At 71.0% G+C, this 18329-nt stretch carries 10 protein-coding genes; 3 read left to right on the top strand and 7 right to left on the bottom strand.

Annotation, left to right across the window (positions count from 1 at the left end; translation table 11 throughout):
- Positions 1 to 85: 85 nt before the first annotated feature.
- A complete protein-coding gene (locus tag ACFY9V_RS07245) occupies positions 86 to 3112 on the top strand; it encodes a bifunctional [glutamine synthetase] adenylyltransferase/[glutamine synthetase]-adenylyl-L-tyrosine phosphorylase (protein WP_391159995.1) in 3027 nt (1008 codons plus the stop codon).
- 580 nt (positions 3113 to 3692) lie between these two features.
- Here ACFY9V_RS07245 and ACFY9V_RS07240 read toward each other — a convergent pair.
- Entirely contained in the window at positions 3693 to 3968 is a 276-nt protein-coding gene (locus ACFY9V_RS07240; protein WP_391160589.1) for a winged helix-turn-helix transcriptional regulator, read from the bottom strand.
- Between the two features lie 159 nt (positions 3969 to 4127).
- On the opposite strand from ACFY9V_RS07240, the gene ACFY9V_RS07235 reads away from it, so the two are divergent.
- Complete coding sequence (locus ACFY9V_RS07235; protein WP_391159993.1) at positions 4128 to 4979, top strand: acyl-CoA thioesterase domain-containing protein; 852 nt, start codon at positions 4128 to 4130, stop codon at positions 4977 to 4979.
- On the opposite strand, the gene ACFY9V_RS07230 is transcribed toward ACFY9V_RS07235, so the two are convergent.
- From ACFY9V_RS07230 to ACFY9V_RS07205, 6 genes are all read right to left on the bottom strand, one after another.
- Complete coding sequence (locus ACFY9V_RS07230) at positions 4967 to 5863, bottom strand: phosphatase PAP2 family protein (RefSeq protein ID WP_391043776.1); 897 nt, start codon at positions 5861 to 5863, stop codon at positions 4967 to 4969. The genes ACFY9V_RS07235 and ACFY9V_RS07230 overlap by 13 nt on opposite strands.
- A 37-nt stretch (positions 5864 to 5900) precedes the next feature.
- On the bottom strand, positions 5901 to 6992 hold the full coding sequence (locus tag ACFY9V_RS07225) for a LacI family DNA-binding transcriptional regulator (protein WP_355334408.1): 1092 nt from the start codon (positions 6990 to 6992) through the stop codon (positions 5901 to 5903).
- A 34-nt stretch (positions 6993 to 7026) separates the two neighbouring features.
- The gene (locus ACFY9V_RS07220; RefSeq protein WP_391159991.1) at positions 7027 to 8868 is read right to left on the bottom strand and encodes an alpha-amylase family glycosyl hydrolase; all 1842 of its coding nucleotides are present in this window, start codon (positions 8866 to 8868) and stop codon (positions 7027 to 7029) included.
- 104 nt (positions 8869 to 8972) lie between these two features.
- Positions 8973 to 9893, bottom strand: coding sequence for a carbohydrate ABC transporter permease (locus tag ACFY9V_RS07215; protein ID WP_355334406.1), 921 nt, complete (start codon positions 9891 to 9893; stop codon positions 8973 to 8975).
- A gap of 13 nt (positions 9894 to 9906) precedes the next feature.
- A complete protein-coding gene (locus ACFY9V_RS07210; protein ID WP_188283291.1) occupies positions 9907 to 10887 on the bottom strand; it encodes a carbohydrate ABC transporter permease in 981 nt (326 codons plus the stop codon).
- 122 nt (positions 10888 to 11009) lie between these two features.
- Positions 11010 to 12308, bottom strand: coding sequence for an extracellular solute-binding protein (locus ACFY9V_RS07205; protein ID WP_355334402.1), 1299 nt, complete (start codon positions 12306 to 12308; stop codon positions 11010 to 11012).
- Positions 12309 to 12758: 450 nt separating this feature from the next.
- Here ACFY9V_RS07205 and pulA point away from each other — a divergent pair, with 450 nt between their 5' ends.
- On the top strand, positions 12759 to 18224 hold the full coding sequence (gene pulA / locus ACFY9V_RS07200) for a pullulanase-type alpha-1,6-glucosidase (protein ID WP_391159990.1): 5466 nt from the start codon (positions 12759 to 12761) through the stop codon (positions 18222 to 18224).
- Positions 18225 to 18329 lie beyond the last annotated feature (105 nt).

Below are 18329 nucleotides of genomic sequence, written 5' to 3'. Positions count from 1 at the left end.
ACACGCGCCGCCGCGAAGCCAAGCCAAGCCAACCAAGCCAGTCGAGCGTCACCCCGCCACACCACATGACCCGCCGGGAGGGCCGATGCAGGGACGCCGGAGCAGTACGTTCACGCGGCTGCTGCGGCACGGCTTCACGGACCCGGCGGCGGCCGAGCGGCTGCTGGAGCTGCCCGAGCTGTCGACGGTCAGGACGGACCCGGTGCTGCTGGAGGCGCTGGGCGCGACGGCCGACCCCGACCAGGCGCTGATCAGCCTGGTACGCCTCACGGAGGCGCTGGACCCGGCGGAGCGGCGGACGCTGCTGGACACCGTCATGACGGCGAAGCCGCTGCGCGACCGCCTGCTGGGCATCCTCGGCGCCTCCGAAGCCCTCGGTGACCACCTCGCCCGGCACCCCGCCCACTGGCACGCGCTGGTGATGTACGAGTCCGCCGACCTGCACCCGGGCGTCGCCGACTTCGTCCGGGCCCTCTCGGGCGCCGACACCCCCGACGCGCTGCGCGTCGCCTACCGCCGCTGCCTGCTCGGCATCGCCGCCCGCGACGTGTGCGGCACCAGCGACCTGGTGCGTACCGCCGCGGAACTGGCCGACCTCGCCACCGCCACCCTGCGCGCCGCGCTGGCGATAGCCGCAGCCGAGAGCCCGCAGGACGCCGCCGTCTGCCGGCTGTCCGTCATCGGCATGGGCAAGTGCGGCGGCCACGAGCTGAACTACGTCTCCGACGTCGACGTCGTCTACGTGGCGGAACCGGCCGAGGAGACGGCGGGCCAGGAGGACGCGGAGGGCACCGCCGTACGCGCCGCCACCCGGCTGGCCGCCCGGATGATGCGGATCTGCTCCGACACCACCGCCGAGGGCACGATCTGGCCGGTCGACGCCAATCTGCGGCCCGAGGGCAAGAACGGGCCGCTGGTCCGTACGCTCTCCAGCCACCTCGCCTACTACCGGCGGTGGGCGAAGACCTGGGAGTTCCAGGCGCTGCTCAAGGCCAGGCCGGTCGCCGGGGACGAGGCGCTCGGCGAGGAGTACCTGGCCGCGATCCGCCCGCTGGTCTGGCAGGCCGCCGAGCGCGAGAACTTCGTCACCGACGTGCAGCAGATGCGCCGCCGCGTCGTGGAGAACATCCCCGCCGCCCAGATCGACCGCGAGCTGAAACTCGGCCCCGGCGGCCTGCGCGACGTCGAATTCGCCGTGCAGCTCCTCCAGCTCGTGCACGGCCGCACCGATCCGTCGCTGCGCAGCGGCACCACGCTGACCGCGCTCGCCGACCTCGCCGCGGGCGGCTACGTCGGCCGTACCGACGCCGCCGCGCTCGACGACGCCTACCGCTTCCTGCGGCTGATGGAACACCGTATCCAGCTTCAGAAGATGCGCCGCACCCACCTCGTCCCCGACGACCAGGCGGGACTGCGCCGCCTCGGCCGCGGCCTGGGCTTCCGCGCCGACCCGGTCGCCGAGCTGAACCGGGAGTGGAAGCGGCACGCCATGGAGGTACGGCGGCTGCACGAGAAGCTGTTCTACCGGCCGCTGCTGGACGCGGTCGCCCAGCTCGGCGGCGAGGAGACCCGGCTCAGCACCGACGCGGCCCGCCAGCGCCTCCAGGCGCTCGGATACGCCGACCCGGCCGCCGCCGTCCGCCACCTGGAGGCGCTGGCCAGCGGCGTGAGCCGCAAGGCCGCCATCCAGCGCACGCTGCTTCCGGTGCTGCTCGGCTGGTTCGCGGACTCCGCCGACCCCGACGCCGGGCTGCTCGGCTTCCGCAAGGTCTCCGACGCGCTCGGCAAGACCCCCTGGTACCTGCGGCTGCTGCGCGACGAGGGCGCGGCGGCGCAGCGGCTGGCCCGCGTGCTCTCCTCCGGGCGGCTCGCCCCCGACCTGCTGATGCGCGCCCCCGAGGCGGTCGCGCTGCTCGGCGCCGCCGACGGTCTCGTGCCGCGCGGCCACGCCGCCCTGGAGCAGGAGGTGCTGGCCGCCGTCGGCCGCGCCGACACCCCCGAGCAGGCCATCGCCTCGGTACGGGGAGTACGCCGCCGCGAGCTGTTCCGTACCGCCGCCGCCGACCTCATCGACACCTACGGCGACGACGAGGAGGACCAAGAGGAGACGCCCGACGAGCCGCCGGACCCCGCCGCGCTGGTCGACCGCGTCGGCACCGCCATCTACGGGCTCACCGCCGCGACGCTCGCGGGCGCGCTGCGCGCCGCCGTCAACCACGTCACCGGCAACGACGCGCACCCGCTGCCCACCCGTTTCGCCGTCATCGGCATGGGCCGCTTCGGCGGCCGGGAGCTGGCCTACGGCTCGGACGCCGACGTGCTCTTCGTCCACGAACCGCTCGACGGCGCCGACGAGGGCGAGGCCACCCGCGCCGCGCTCGCCGTCGCCGACGAGCTGCGCCGCCTGCTCCAGATCCCCACCGCGGACCCGCCGCTGCTGGTCGACGCCGATCTGCGGCCCGAGGGCAAGAGCGGGCCCATGGTCCGCAGCCTCGCGTCGTACGCCGCCTACTACCGGCGCTGGGGGCTGATCTGGGAGAACCAGGCGCTGCTGCGCGCCCTGCCGGTCGCGGGCGACGCGGATCTCGGGGCGCGGTTCACCGCCTTGGTCGACCCGCTGCGGTACCCGGAGAACGGCCTCGAAGAAGAGGCGGTCCGCGAGATACGGCGCCTGAAGGCCCGGATGGAGACCGAGCGGCTGCCGCGCGGCGCCGACCCCACGACGCACGCCAAGCTCGGGCGCGGCGGGCTGTCCGACGTCGAGTGGACGATTCAGCTCGTGCAGCTCCAGCACGCGGGGCGGCTGCCCGCCCTGCGCACCACCGGCACCCGCCCGGCCCTCGCCGCCGCCCGCGAGGCCGGGCTCATCGACCCCGAGGACGCCGCCGTCCTCGACGACGCCTGGGTTCTCGCCACCCGCGTCCGCAACGCCGTCATGCTCGTCCGCGGCCGCCCCGGCGACACCTTCCCCAGCGACGGCCGCGAACTCGCCGCCGTCGGTCGCTACCTCGGCTACCCGCCCGGCCACGTCGGCGACATGCTGGAGGACTACCGCCGCCGCACCCGCCGCGCCCGCGCCGTCGTCGAACGCCTCTTCTACGCCTACGAGTAGCCCGCCTCGGACCGCCTCGGGTCGGCTCGGGTCGGGCGGGCTCGGGTCGGGGCGGCTCGGCCGTTCGTGGGTCGGGGGCCGGGGGCTGCGGGAGAGGGGTTCGAAATCGGTATATTTACGGCGCTTCTGGTACTCCGTATCCGGTGACCTCTCCTGCGCCACAAATATCCGGCAGCATTTCGAACCCCTCTCCCTCCGCCCCCAACCCCCTCCACCCCCGGATGTGGGAGGGGGAGGGGGTGGAACGGCGGGGCGCCCTCACGGTCTTGGACACCCGTCCACCCGCGGACCGTGTGAGGGTGCCACCCTCCCAGCCCCGGGAGGAGGACGCTCGGGGCGCCCTCACGGTCCTTGCCACCCACCCCGGCCACCCCCACCGGCCCGTCGGACGCCGACGTACCGGGAGGGGACGGGCCGGGGTGCCCCCGCAGAAATGCGGTGACAAGAAGGGCACCGGATACGCGGGGCCAGGTAGCCGCATTTCGAGGAGGTGCCCCGGACCGGCACCGACCAGGCACAAGCGGCACCCGCAGACGACAAAGCACCCGCACGGGTGGGCGGGTGGGCAAGAACACCCCACTTAGTCGGAAAGCGTCTCCGCCCACGTACGAGACCAGCGATCCAACGGCGCGATGGCCTCGGCCAGCCCCGCCCCCAGAGGCGTGAGCCCGTAACGCCCCTGATCCCCCTGCGCGAGCAGCCCGGCCGCGGCCAACTCCCGCAACCGCTGATAAAGAACGCTGGGCGACATCGCGTCGCACCGTTCACGCAGGTCACGAGCGCCGACCGGCCCGTCCCGCAGCTCCCAGAGAATGCGCAGCGCCCAGCGCCGCCCCAGCAGATCGAGCGCGGCCATCAGGGGCCGCCCGGTGCGCGAGCCACGGACCTCGCCGCCCGGCCGGGGGCCACCGGTGCCACCCTCCATCCGACCCTCCTTGACGCTTCTGATTCCGAAATCATACGGTGGTGCCAGGCGTTACGGAATGCGAAACGTACACGAGCCGGAGGAGCAGGGATGGGCGAACCGACCGCTTTCTACGAGCCCGACCCGGACGGGTCCTTCGTGGCGACGGACGCCACCCAGGGCCCCTGGTCGCCCGACCTCCAGCACGGCGGCCCGCCCAGCGCGCTGCTGGTCCGCGAGTTCGAGGCCCTGGTCGCGGCGACGGCACGGGACGGCGACTCCGACGGCGACCCCGACATCGACTCCGAGGGCCACCCCGACGGCCACCTCGCGAAAATCGCCATGGACTTCCACGGCCCCGTCCCCGTCGGCCCGGTCCGCGTCCGCGCCTCCGTCCTCAAGCCCGGCAGGCGCGCCCAGCTCCTCGCGGGCGAGCTGAGCGTCGACGGCCGGGTCGTCCTGTCGGCCCGCGCCTGGTGGCGCCGCCGCTCACCCGGCCTCGTACCGGACGTCCCCGTCCAGGCCGCGCCGCTGCCGGACCCCGACGACGTCGTCCCGGCCGACCCGCTCCCCGGCCACTTGGACCATGGCTGGATCGCGTCCATGGACTACCGCTACCTCGCCGGATTCGTCACGACGCCGGGACCGGCCACGGTGTGGGTGCGCCCGAAGTTCCCGCTCGTCGCGGGCGAGACGACCTCCGGCACCCAGCGGGCCGTCCTCGTCTCGGACGGCGCCAGCGGCTTCAGCGCCGCGCTGGACTTCCGCACCCACCTGTTCAGCAACCTCGACCTCGTGCTGAGCTTCCTGCGTCCGCCGGTCGGCCCCTGGGTGGCACTGGACGCCGTGTCAGCCCTGGACGGGGCGGGCGGGGGTACGACCAGCACCCGCCTCGCCGACACCGCCGGTTACCACGGCTTCGCGCTCCAGACGCTGTACGTGGCGCCGCATCACGCCGTCTGAGGGTCCGACGCCCGGGCCGACACCGCGTCCACCGGCTGGCGCGGCATCCGGTACAGCCAGCGCCCGTAGACCAGGTACGAGATCCCGTAACCGACCGCCAGGCACACCACACCGCCGACCGCGTCCAGCCAGAAGTGGTTGCCGGTGGAGATGATGACCGTGAGGGTGAACACCGGGTACAGCGCGCCCAGCGCCTTCGCCCAGGTGTGCTTGGCCAGTATCGCGATGGTGATCCCGCACCACAGGGACCAGCCGATGTGCATCGACGGCATGGCCGCGTACTGGTTCGACACATGCGCCAGATTGCCCGAGGACAGCGAGCCCCAGGTGTGGTGCACCTCGACGGTGTCGATGAAGCCGCCGCCCGTCATCAGCCGGGGCGGTGCCAGCGGGTAGAAGTAGAAGCCGACCAGGGCCATGGCGGTGGTCACGAAGAGCACCAGACGGGCCGGGCCGTACCGCCCCGGATGGCGGCGGTAGAGCCACACCAGCACACCGATGGTGATGATGAAGTGCAGCGTGGCGTAGTAGTAGTTCATGATGACGATCAGCCAGGTCGCCGAATTCACGGCGTGGTTGACGGACCGTTCGATCGCCAGACCGAGGTGGTTCTCGAAGGACCACACCGACGCGGCGTGTCGCAGGGCGACGGTCTTCTGCTCCGGAACCGCGTTCCTGATCAGCGAGTACACCCAGTAACTGACGCCGATCAGCAGGATCTCGAACCAGAGCCGGGGTCTGCGGGGTGTGCGGATGCGCCTGATGAGGGTGTGGCGCGGCTCCGTGCGGGCCACGCCGGTCGCTCCATCCGGGGGAGTGGAACCGGTGGAGCGCGGCGAGGCGGTCGTACGGCCGCCCATAGTCTTCGCAGTCGGTTCCCCCATGGGACACCAGTCTGCCAGATTCGCCCCGTATCGCAGGTCAGCCTTCGGTCGGATCCTGCGTGCCGCCCGTCCCCCTTGAGGAGGGTTTCTGTGCGGGCACGGGCGTGTTCCGCGCGGCCGGCGCGGCGGCTGTTGAACCTCGAACGACCAGCTCGGGCAGGAAGACGAATTCGCTGTGCGGCGCCGGCGTGCCGCCGATCTCCTCCAGCAGCGCGTTCACCGCGGCCTGGCTCATCGCCGCGACCGGCTGCCTGATGGTGGTCAGCGGCGGATCGGTGAAGGCGATCAGCGGCGAGTCGTCGTATCCGACCACCGAGACGTCCTCCGGCACCGACAGGCCCTGCTGCCTGGCCGCCCGGATCGCGCCGAGCGCCATCATGTCCGACGCGCAGACGATCGCGGTGCAGCCCGAGGCGATCAGCGCCGTGGCCGCCGCCTGACCGCCCTCCAGCGTGTACAGCGAGTGCTGGACCAGTGTCTGCGCCTCGTCCTCCGCCATGCCCAGCACGTCCGCCATGGACGCCGTGAAGCCCTCGATCTTGCGCTGTACGGGGACGTACCGTTTCTGCCCGACGGCCAGGCCGATCCTGCGGTGGCCGAGCGCCGCGAGATGGGTGACGGCCAGCCGGACCGCGTCCCGGTCGTCCGGCGACACGAACGGCGCGTCGACCTTCTCCGAGAAGCCGTTGATCAGCACGAACGGCACGCCCTGGCCCTGGAGCCTGGCGTAGCGCTCCATGTCGGCGGCCGAGTCGGCGTGCAGACCGGAGACGAAGATGATCCCCGCGACCCCCCGCTCGACCAGCATCTCCACCAGTTCGTCCTCGGTGGACCCGCCGGGCGTCTGGGTGGCGAGCACCGGGGTGTACCCCTGGCGGGTCAGCGCCTGTCCGATGATCTGCGCGAACGCGGGGAAGATCGGATTCAGCAGCTCGGGGGTGATCAGCCCGACCAGTCCGGCGCTGCGCTGGCGCAGCCGGACCGGCCGCTCGTACCCCAGGAGGTCGAGCGCGGCCAGTACGGATTCACGGGTGGTCGTGGAGACACCGGGTTTGCCGTTGAGTACCCGGCTGACCGTCGCTTCACTGACCCCCGCCTGGGCTGCGATGTCAGCGAGCCGCGCGGTCACAGCACCGGATGCTAGGGGACGGAACGCCACCACGTCAGATCGCCCACCAAATTGCCGTGTCTGCGGAGATAGTCAGCTCAATGCTGCCATTCTCCGTGTTCGGGACGCCCGCCGTCGAGCCGCCGCTGACATCGCTGTCACCGCTGACGTTACCGCTGCCGCTGGTGGAGCCGGAGCCGGAGCCGGAGCCAGTGCCCGCGCCCGCGTGCAGGCCGCCGTCGCTGGACAGCAGCATCCGCCCGGGGCCGGGAAGCGTCACCGTCACCGGCTCGCGGGTCAGGTTGACCGCGCAGACGAAGCTCCCGGCGCCGGGCTCGTCCCCGCCGCCCCTGCGGAAGGCCAGCACGCCCTCGGGCGCGTCCAGCCACGTCACCGCGGCGCCCGCGCCCAGCGCCGGGTGCTCCCGGCGCACCGCCAGGGCCGCCCGGTACAGCTCGAGGGTCGACGCCGGGTCGCCCGTCTGCGCCTCGACGCTCAGGCCCGCCCAGCTCTTCGGCTGCGGCAGCCAGCTCGGCCCGCCCGCCGGACCGAAGCCGTACGGCGCCTCGTCGCCCGACCACGGGATCGGCACCCGGCAGCCGTCGCGGAAGCCGTCCTGCCCGGCCGCGCGGAAGAACGACGGGTCCTGCCGTACCTCGTCCGGCAGGTCCGTCACGTCCGGCAGGCCCAGCTCCTCGCCCTGGTAGAGATACGCCGAACCCGGCAGCGCCAGCATCAGCACGACCGCGGCCCGTGCCCTGCGCAGCCCCAACTCCCGGTCGCCCGGCTCACGTTGCTGCGTCCCCAGCTCCGGCGGGTTGCCGAAGCGCGTCGCGTGCCGGGTCACGTCGTGGTTGGACAGCACCCACGTGGCGGGCGCGCCCACCGCGCTCATCGCTGTCAGCGACTTGTCGATGACCTTGCGCAGCTCCGGCGCGTCCCAAGGGGTGCTCAGATACTCGAAGTTGAACGCCTGGTGCAGCTCGTCCGGGCGCAAGTAGAGCGCGGCCCGCTCGATCGTCGGCGTCCACGCCTCGGCGACCGCGATCCGGTCTCCCGCGTACTCGTCCAGGATGCGGCGCCAGCCGCGGTAGATCTCGTGCACACCGTCCTGGTCGAAGTACGGCATCGCCGCCGTGCCCAGCAGCGTGAGCTGCTCCGCGTGCCCGATGTCCGGCAGGCCATCGGCCTTCACCAGGCCGTGCGCGACGTCGATCCGGAAGCCGTCGGTGCCCAGGTCCAGCCAGAAGCGCAGCACGGAGCGGAACTCGTCGTGCACCGCCGGGTGGTTCCAGTTGAAGTCGGGCTGCTCGGGCGCGAACAGGTGCAGGTACCACTCGCCGGGCGTGCCGTCCGGGTTGAGCGTACGGGTCCACGCCGGGCCGCCGAAGATGGACTCCCAGTCGTTGGGCGGCAGTTCGCCGTCCGCGCCCTTGCCGGGCAGGAAGTGGAAGCGGTCCCGCAGCGGCGAGCCCGGTCCCTCGTGCAGCGCCCGCTTGAACCACTCGTGCTGGTCCGAGCAGTGGTTGGGCACCAGGTCCACGATGACCTTCAGGCCCAGCGCGTGCGCGGCCCTGATCAGGTCGTCGGCGTCGGTGAGGCTGCCGAACATCGGGTCGACGGCCCGGTAGTCGGCCACGTCGTACCCCGCGTCGGCCTGCGGGGAGGCGTAGAACGGCGACAGCCACACCGCGTCCACACCCAGCTCGCGCAGGTACGGCAGCCGGGCGGTGATCCCGGGCAGGTCGCCCATGCCGTCGCCGTTGCCGTCGGCGAAGCTGCGCGGATAGACCTGGTAGATGACCGCGTCGCGCCACCAGTCTCTGCGCTCCGCCCCGGCGTCGCCAGCGGCGTCGGCAGTGGCGGAGCTGGGCGCGTGGGTGAGGTGCTGGCTCATGGCTTCCTTCATTGTTCCGGGCCTTCGGCGGCGGGGGAACGACAACTGGCTTACGTACGTGGTGCGGTGCGGACGGTCGGGCCCTCGCGGGGCCCTCGCGGGCCTCAGCCCTTGGTGCCTCCGGCGGTGAGGCCGGCCACCAGGTGGCGCTGGACGAGCAGGAAGACGATGCCCGCGGGGATCGCGATCACGACCGAGGCGGCGGTCATGCTGCCCCAGTCGGCGCGCTGGTCGGAGGCGAAGGTGCGGATGCCCGCCGCCAGCGTGGAGTGCTTGTTGCTCATGAACTGGCTGGAGTAGGCGACTTCGCCCCACGCGGTGAGGAAGCTGTAGAAGGCGGTGACCGCGAGGCCCGGCCGGGCCAGCGGCACGATCAGCCGCCAGAAGGTGCCGAACGGGGTCAGGCCGTCCACCCGGCCCGCCTCGTCGATGTCGCGCGGGATCGTGTCGAAGTACCCCTTGAGCATCCAGGCGCAGAAGGGCACCGAGATCGTGCAGTAGACCAGCACCAGGCCGAGGTAGGTGTCGATCAGGTCGAGCTGCGCCATCAGGTTGTACAGCGGCACGATCAGCACGGCCACCGGGAACATCTGCGTGATCAGGAAGGTCCACATCAGCGACTTGTGCCCGGGGAACTTCATCCGGGAGATCGCGTATCCGGCGCTGGAGGCGATCAGCACGCCGAGCACCGTGGTGGCCGCGGCCACGATCACCGAGTTGAGGAACCACTTGGGGAAGTTGGTGTGGAAGAGCACGAACCGGTAGTTGCCCAGGCTCAGATGGCGCATGACCTCGCCGGGTTGCTGCCACGAGGTGCTGGGGCCCAGCGAGATGAAGACGATCCACAGCACGGGGAAGACCGCGACGGCGCTCGCCACCAGCAAGGTGGCGTGCAGCGCGAGCGAGGCGCCGCGGCTGCGGGTGCCGCGCGGGCGGTACTTGCGGCGCGCGGCGGACCCGGGGGCCGCGCCGGTACGGGCGGCGGGGGCGGTGGCGGCCGGGCCGCTGTGGGTGGTGGCACTCATGGTGATCCGGCTCCTATGCCTGCTCGGACTTCAACTGGCGGCGGTAGAAGGTGGAGAAGGCCACAAGGATGAGGAGGATGACGATGCCGTAGGCCGCGGCGCCCGAATAGTCGGACACTCCGGTGAACGCCTTCTCGTAGGCGTACGTCACCAGGATGTCGGTGTCCCCTGTGGTGTTGTTGCCGAGCAGCAGGAAGATGATCGGGAACATGTTGAACGTCCACACGGTGCTCAGCAGGATCACCGTGCTGGTGACCGGCCGCAGGCCCGGCAGCGTCACGTTGAGGAACCGCTGCAACGGCGTCGCGCCGTCCATCTCGGCCGCCTCGTACAGCTCGCTGGGTATGGACTGGAGGCCGCCCAGGGTCGCCACCATCATGAACGGCACGCCGCACCAGACGTTGACGATGATGACCGCGATCTTCTGCGCGAAGGGGGTGCCCAGCCAGTCCTGGGCGGGCATTCCCATGTGCGTGATGATGTCGTTGAAGACGCCGTACTGCGAGTTGAACATCAGCCGCCAGGCGAAGACGCCGATGAAGGCGGGGACCGCCCACGGCAGGATCAGCGCGAGCCGGTAGAAGAGGCGGAAGCGCACCGGGCGGTTGAGCAGCATCGCCATGCCGAGGCCGATGGCGTAGGTGATCGCGACGCAGGACACGGTCCAGATGACCGTCCACTGGAGCCGCGGGTAGAAGTCGCCGTCCTTGCCGGAGATGATCTGCCAGTAGTTGTGCAGGCCCACGAAGTCGTACGTGGCGCCGATGTGGACCGGGCCGATGTCCTTGGCGACGTTCATCTCGGTCGCGTTGGTGAGCGACAGGTAGATGCCGTACACCAGCGGGTAGAGGACGAGCACGCCGATGACGATGAGCACCGGGGCGACCATCACCCAGGCGTACCAGTACTTGTCCCAGGACCGCCGCAGCGACGTCCTGAGGCCCGGCCGGGGGGCCTTGCCCCGGGCGGGGGTGTCCATGGTGGCGGTGGTCATCGCTCCTCGGCTCTGTCGGGTCTTGTGGCTGTTCAGGAGTGGACCGGACCGGCCGGCCGGGCGCGTGGGCCCCGCCTGTTCAGGTGGCGGGGCCCCGGCCGGCCGGCCCGGAGAAAAGGGGGCTACTGGACGGTGAATCCGGGCAGCAGCTTGCCGAACTCCTTCGCCGCCGTGTCGAGCCCGTCCTTCACGGAGGTCTCACCCTGAAGGATCTTGATGTACTGCTGCTGGAGCGGCGTGAACAGGCTGCCGACCTGGGGCAGCGCCACCCGCGGCCGGGCGGTGTCCATGATCGGCTTGAACCCGGCGATCTGCGGGTTCTTGGTGACCTCGGCGGTGTACGCGGACGTGCGCGTCGGCAGCGTGCCGTTCTTCAGCGCGATCTGCTGCTGGCTGCTGGAGGAGGTCATGAACTGCGTGAACAGGTACGACGCGTCCAGGTTCTTCGAGCCCTGGTAGACCGCCAGGTCGTGACCGCCGGTCGGCGCCAGCGCCTTGCCGGTCGAACCGGCCGGGACCGGCGCGTACCCCAGGTTGCTCTCCTTGCCCTGGAACGCGCTGCCCGCCAGGTCGTCGCTGACCGACCAGGGGCCCTGGATCAGCATCGCGACCTTGCCGGTCTTGAAGGACGTCTGCATGTTGTCGTACGCGCTCGCGAAGTCGACCTTCAGCGAGGAGGTGTCGTAGACCTCCTTGGCCTTGGTCACCGCCTTGACCGCCTCGGGCGAGTTGATCGTGATCTTCTTGCCCGCCGGGTCCGCCAGGTCGGCGCCCTCGCCGAACAGCAGCGGGAACAGGAAGTACGAGTCCGGGTTCACGTACGTGCCCGCGACCCCCGGCACCTTCTCCTTGATCGTCTTGGAGTCCGCGATCAGCTCGTCCCACGTCTTCGGCGGCGCCGCGATCCCCGCCTTCGCGAAGATGTCCTTGTTGTAGAGCAGCCCCAGCGTGTCCGTCACCGACGGCACCCCGTAGGTCTTCCCGTCGTACTTCGTCGTGTTCAGCGGCCCCGCCAGGAAGTCGTCGGCGTCCGTCAGCGCGGCCGTGCCGTCCAGCGGTGCGATGTAGTGCAGCGACGCGTACTCCGGGATCAGGCCGACGTCCGCCCTGATCACGTCCGGCGCGCCCTTGCCGCTCTGCGCCGCCGCCTTGAACTTCTGCTCCACCGTGGTGAAGTCCACGTTCTGGTAGTTCACCTTGATCTTCGGGTACTTCGCCTCGAAGTCCGCGATCAGCGCCTTGTACGTCGGAGCCTCGTTCTTCGCGTCCGAGGTGTCCCAGTACGTGATCGACCCGGTCACCGCCGCCGGGTCCTTCGCCGCCGACGCCTTGTCATCCTTGCTGTCACTGCTACCGCCACAGGCGGTCACCCCGAGAACGATGGCCGCGGCCATCGCCACGGCGGATATGCCGCGTCGCATACCTGACTCCTTGAAGAGGGAAGTGCCCGTTCGCCCAGATCCGACTGGCTCCACTGCTCGGGCTGGGCAGGAACGTAACAGCGATGCAATCCCTTGCGAAAGTCCTTGCAAGCAACTTTCTGCAAGAACCCTTCCGATGTGACGAACGCGTTACCACCGTGCGACACCCGCTCGGGGAGGCGGAACGCGGTGCGGACCGCGGACGGCCGGGGGGTGCCGGACGGCGGGAAGACCTGTACGGAAGGGGAGTTGAGGAGCGTTACCCGGCGTATCGCATGCTGGAATCCCTTACAAGGTCTTGCTGTAAGCCTCCCCGCGGGGATACGGTCCCGGTCAAGTTCGTTCCGGCGCCGATGCCGGAGCTGCACCGGGTTTTCATGCGCGTGGGGCCCCGGCGCGAGGCTGTCCCCTTTCCGCCGTCAGGCGGAGTAGTCGCAAGGAGAACCGCCCGTGGCCCTGCCGTTCAGGCTGCCCGCGTACCGGTCGCGGACCGGTAGACGTATCAGAAGCACCGCCGTCGCCACGGCGCTCGCCGCGCTCGTGGCGCTGGCCGTACCGGCCGCGTCCGCACACGGCGTGCCCGCCCCGCCGCCACCGCCGTCGGACAAGGCGCTCGCCGGGCAGGCCACGCGGCACGACGCCACGCGTGAGCAGTTCTACTTCGTGATGCCGGACCGCTTCGCCAACGGGGACAAGGCCAACGACAAGGGCGGTCTGACCGGCGGCAGGCTGACCACCGGGTACGACCCCACGGACAAGGGGTTCTACCAGGGCGGTGACCTCAAGGGCCTGACGCAGAAGCTGGATTACATCAAGGGCCTGGGCACCACCGCGATCTGGATGGCCCCGATCTTCAAGAACCGGCCGGTGCAGGGCACGGGCACGGACGCCAGCGCCGGGTACCACGGCTACTGGATCACGGACTTCACCCAGGTGGACCCGCACTTCGGGACCAACGACGACCTGCGCAGGCTGATCACCGCGGCGCACGCCAAGGGCATGAAGATCTTCTTCGACGTGATCACCAACCACACGGCCGACGTCATCGGCAACGCGGAGAACACGTACACCTACCTGTCCAAGGGCGCGTTCCCGTACCTCGCCGCGGACGGCACCCCCTTCGACGACAGCACCTACGCCGACGGCGGGAACGGCGCCGGGAAGGCGACGTTCCCGAAGGTCACGACCGCGTCGTTCCCGCGCACGCCCATCGTGCCCGCGGACCAGAGGAACGCGAAGGTGCCGGCCTGGCTCAACGACCCGACGATGTACCACAACCGCGGCGACTCGACCTTCGCGGGCGAGAGCGCCGACCAGGGCGACTTCAGCGGCCTGGACGACCTGTGGACCGAGCGGCCCGAGGTCGTCAGCGGCATGGAGCGGATCTACGAGAAGTGGGTCAAGGACTTCGCGATCGACGGCTTCCGGATCGACACGGTCAAGAACGTAGACCTGCCGTTCTGGACGCAGTGGGCGACCGCGCTGGACGACTACGCGGCCAGGCACGGCCGGCCGAACTTCTTCATGTTCGGCGAGACGTACTCCGCCGACCCGGCGATCACCTCGCCGTACGTCACGCAAGGCCGCCTCGACGCGACGCTCGACTTCCCCTTCCAGGACGCGGTCCGCGCCTACGCCTCGCAGGGCGCGGCGCCCGCGAAGCTCGCCGGGGTCTACGGCCAGGACTACCGCTACACGACGGACAAGGCCAACGCGTACGAGCAGGTCACCTTCCTCGGCAACCACGACATGGGCCGGATCGGCTCCTTCCTGAAGCAGGACAACCCGGCGGCGGACGACGCCGAACTGGTGCGACGGGACCGGCTGGCCAATGAGGTGATGTTCCTCGGCCGCGGCAACCCCGTCGTCTACTACGGCGACGAGCAGGGCTTCACGGGCGCGGGCGGCGACAAGGACGCCCGGCAGACGATGTTCGCCTCCCAGGTCGCCGACTACCTCGACGACGACGAGATCGGTACGGCGCGCACGCACGCCGACGACGCGTACGACCCGACGCACCCGCTCTACCGCGCCATCGCCGCGCTGTCGAAGCTCACCAAGGACCACCCGGCGCTGCGCGACGGGGTCCAGACCGAGCGGTACGCGGAGCCCGGCACGGCGGCCGGTGTCTACGCGTACTCCCGCACGGACGCGAAGACGCGTGACGACTACCTGGTGGCGGTCAACAACGCGACGGCCGCGAAGACGGTCACGATCCCGGCTGCGGGCGCGGCGAAGGCCGCGTACCGGGCGCTGTACGGGACGACGGGGACGCTCACCACGGGCGGGGACGGTTCGCTCAAGGTGACGGTGCCCGCGCTGAGTTCGGTGGTCTACCAGGCCGCCAAGCCGCTGCCCGCGCCCACCGCGAAGCCGACGATCACGCTGGCCGCACCCGAGGCGGGCGCCACCGGCACCGTCGAGCTGACGGCCGACGTCAGCGGCGGCGGCCTCAACCGGGTCGTCTTCGCCGCCCAGACCGGCAACGCCACGTGGCAGGTGCTCGGTTCGGCCGACCACGCCCCGTACAAGGTGACGCAGACGATCGACCCGAAGACGGCGGCCGGAACACCCGTACGCTACAAGGCCGTTGTGGTGGACGCCGCCGGACGCACGGCCGCGGCCACCGCCGCGACCAGCACCGGTACGACCCCGGTCACCCCGCCGCCCACCGCGATCAGCCACGACTACGCGGTGGTCCACTACCAGCGGACCGACGGCGACTACGCGGACTGGGGCCTGTACACCTGGGGCGACATCGCCGACGGCGAGGCCACCACGTACCCGGCGGGCCACGCCTTCACCGGCCGTGACGCGTACGGCGCCTTCGCCTATGTGAAGCTCAAGCCCGGCGCGTCCGATGTCGGCTTCATCGTCGTGAACAAGGACGGCGTCAAGGACACCGACGGCGACCGCGCGATCGACCTCACCGCGACCGGCGAGGTGTGGATCAAGCAGGGCAGCCCGGACGTGGCCACGACCGCGCCGGACGGCGCCTACCCGCCGCAGGACACCGGCAAGGCCGTCCTGCACTACCACCGCGCGGACGGCGACTACACCGGCTGGGGCCTGCACGTCTGGACCGGCGCGGCCACCCCCACCGACTGGTCCTCGCCCGTCAGGCCGGCCCGGATCGACTCCTACGGCGCGGTGTACGAGGTGCCGCTCGCCGCGGGCGCCACCTCGCTCAGCTACATCCTGCACAACGGCGACGCGAAGGACCTGCCCAGCGACCAGTCGCTCGACCTGACCGGGACCGGCCACGAGGTGTGGCTGCTCGGCGGCACGGAAAAGTATCTCCTGCCGCAACCCCAGGGATCAGGAGCTGACTTGGACCTCACCAAGTCGCAGGCCCAGTGGATCGACCGTGACACCGTCGCCTGGCAGACCTCCGCCGCGGCCGCGTCCCAGCAGCTCGTCTACGCGCCCGACGGCGGCATCACCGTCAAGGACGGCGCGCTGTCGAGCGAGGGCAAGTGGCTGCGGCTGACGAAGACCGCGACCGGTCTCACCGCCGCCCAGCTCGCCAAGTACCCGCAGCTCAAGGGGTATTCGGCCTTCACGATCGACCCGCGCGACCGGGCCCGCGCCACCGACGCGCTCAGCGGCCAGATCATCGCCACCCAACGCGCCTCCAACGGAGCCCTGTTGGCCGCGACGGGCGTCCAGACCCAGGGCGTGCTCGACGCGGTCTACGGCGCCGCCGCCGCGAAGGACACCCTCGGCCCGGTCTTCACGCACGGCACCCCGCGGCTGTCGCTGTGGGCGCCGACCGCGCACCGGGTGAGCGTGGAGATCGACGGCAGGACCGTACCGATGCGCCGGGACAAGGCCAGCGGCGTCTGGTCGGTGACCGGCAGCCGGTCGTGGACCGGGAAGACGTATCTCTACGACGTCACCGTCTGGGCGCCCAGCGTCCAAAAGCTCGTGGTCAACAAGGTCACCGACCCCTACTCGGTCGCGCTGACCACCGACTCCGAGCGCAGCCTGCTGGTCGACCTGGACGACCCGAAGCTCGCCCCCAAGGGCTGGGAGCGGCAGGCCAAACCGGCCGCGGCGCCGATCGGCCGGGCGCAGATCCAGGAGCTGCACATCCGCGACTTCTCGGTGGCCGACAGCACCGTCCCGGCCGCCGACCGCGGGAAATACGCCGCCTTCACCGACACCTCGTCCGCGGGCATGACCCACCTCAAGGCGCTCGCCGCGGCAGGCGTCAACTACGTCCACCTGCTGCCCGCCTTCGACTTCTCGACGGTGCCCGAACGCGAGCGGGACCAGGCGAAGCCCGCCTGCGACCTGGCCTCGTACGCGCCCGACAGCGAGCGGCAGCAGGCGTGCGTGACCGCGGCGGCGGCGAAGGACGCCTACAACTGGGGTTACGACCCGCACCACTTCACCGTGCCCGAGGGCTCCTACGCCAAGAACCCCGACGGGCCGCAGCGCACCACGGAATTCCGGCAGATGGTGCAGGGCCTCAACAACGCGGGCCTGCGCGTGGTCATGGACGTCGTCTACAACCACACCTCGGCGGCGGGCCAGGCCGACACCTCCGTCCTCGACAAGATCGTGCCCGGCTACTACCAGCGGCTGATGCCGGACGGCTCGGTCGCCACCTCCACCTGCTGCGCCAACACCGCGCCCGAGAACACCATGATGGGCAAGCTCGTCGTGGACTCGATCGTCACGTGGGCCAAGGAGTACAAGGTCGACGGCTTCCGCTTCGACCTGATGGGCCACCACCCCAAGGCGAACATCCTCGCCGTCCGCAAGGCGCTGGACGCGCTGACGCCCGGTCACGACGGCGTGGACGGGAAGAAGATCATCCTCTACGGGGAGGGCTGGAACTTCGGCGAGGTCGCCGACGACGCCCGCTTCGTCCAGGCCACCCAGGCCAACATGGCGGGCACCGGCATCGCGACCTTCTCCGACCGGGCGCGCGACGCCGTACGCGGCGGCAGTCCGTTCGACGAGGACCCCGGCGTGCAGGGCTTCGCCTCCGGCCTCTACACCGACCCCAACTCCTCGGTGAACAACGGCACGCCAGCCGAGCAGAAGGCCCGGCTGCTGCACTACCAGGACCTCATCAAGGTCGGACTCACCGGCAACCTCAAGGAGTTCGGCTTCACCGACTCGGCGGGCAGGCGGGTCACCGGAGCCGAGATCGACTACAACGGCGCACCCGCCGGATACGCCGACGCGCCGGGCGACGCCCTCGCCTATGTCGACGCACACGACAACGAATCCCTCTACGACGCCCTCGCCTTCAAGCTCCCCGTCGGCACCTCGGCCGCCGACCGCGCCCGTATGCAGGTCGTCGCCGAGGCCACCGCCGCGCTCTCCCAGGGGCCCGCGCTCTACCAGGCGGGCTCGGACCTGCTGCGCTCCAAGTCCCTCGACCGCAACTCCTTCGACTCCGGGGACTGGTTCAACGCGATCCACTGGCAGTGCGCCGACGGCACCGGCTTCGGCCGGGGACTTCCCCCCGCGGCCGACAACCAGGCCAAGTGGCCGTACGCCAAGCCGCTGTTGACGCTGCCCCAGCTCAGCCCCGGCTGCGCGCAGATCACCGCGGCCTCCGCCGCGTACCAGGATCTGCTGCGGATCCGCACCGCCGAGCCCGCCTTCCGGCTCGGCACCGCGGCCCAGGTCCAACAGCAGGTCTCCTTCCCGCTGTCGGGCCCCGACGAGACGCCCGGCGTCATCACCATGAAGGCCGGCGACCTGGTGATCGTCTTCAACGCGACGCCGACGACGCAGAAGCAGCGGGTGGAGGCGGCGCGCGGAACCTCGTACGCCCTGCACCCGGTGCAGGCGGCCGGGACCGACCCGGTCGTCAGGACCTCGACGTACGCGGCGGGGACCGGGACCTTCACCGTGCCGGGGCGGACGGTGGCGGTGTTCAGGACCGGTCGCTGAGGACCGTCGGGCGCCCGTGAGGGGAGCCCGCGATCCGGCCGTTTCCGCACTGAATCGCGGACGGCGGGAACCGCGGGCTCCCCTTGGCGCGTCAAGTTTTACGGC

The sequence above is a fragment of the Streptomyces sp. NPDC008317 genome (assembly GCF_042955955.1).
In the GTDB taxonomy this organism is placed as follows: Bacteria; Actinomycetota; Actinomycetes; order Streptomycetales; family Streptomycetaceae; genus Actinacidiphila.
This window is presented reverse-complemented; position numbering and strand designations above follow the sequence as displayed.

Excerpts from the sequence above, each read along its gene's own strand:
- ACFY9V_RS07245 (WP_391159995.1), top strand. The coding sequence starts at position 86 with ATGCAGGGACGCCGGAGCAGTACGTTCACGCGGCTGCTGCGGCACGGC.
- ACFY9V_RS07240 (WP_391160589.1), bottom strand. The coding sequence starts at position 3,968 with ATGGCCGCGCTCGATCTGCTGGGGCGGCGCTGGGCGCTGCGCATTCTC.
- ACFY9V_RS07235 (WP_391159993.1), top strand. The coding sequence starts at position 4,128 with ATGGGCGAACCGACCGCTTTCTACGAGCCCGACCCGGACGGGTCCTTC.
- ACFY9V_RS07230 (WP_391043776.1), bottom strand. The coding sequence starts at position 5,863 with ATGGGGGAACCGACTGCGAAGACTATGGGCGGCCGTACGACCGCCTCG.
- ACFY9V_RS07220 (WP_391159991.1), bottom strand. The coding sequence starts at position 8,868 with ATGAGCCAGCACCTCACCCACGCGCCCAGCTCCGCCACTGCCGACGCC.
- ACFY9V_RS07215 (WP_355334406.1), bottom strand. The coding sequence starts at position 9,893 with ATGAGTGCCACCACCCACAGCGGCCCGGCCGCCACCGCCCCCGCCGCC.
- ACFY9V_RS07210 (WP_188283291.1), bottom strand. The coding sequence starts at position 10,887 with ATGACCACCGCCACCATGGACACCCCCGCCCGGGGCAAGGCCCCCCGG.
- ACFY9V_RS07205 (WP_355334402.1), bottom strand. The coding sequence starts at position 12,308 with ATGCGACGCGGCATATCCGCCGTGGCGATGGCCGCGGCCATCGTTCTC.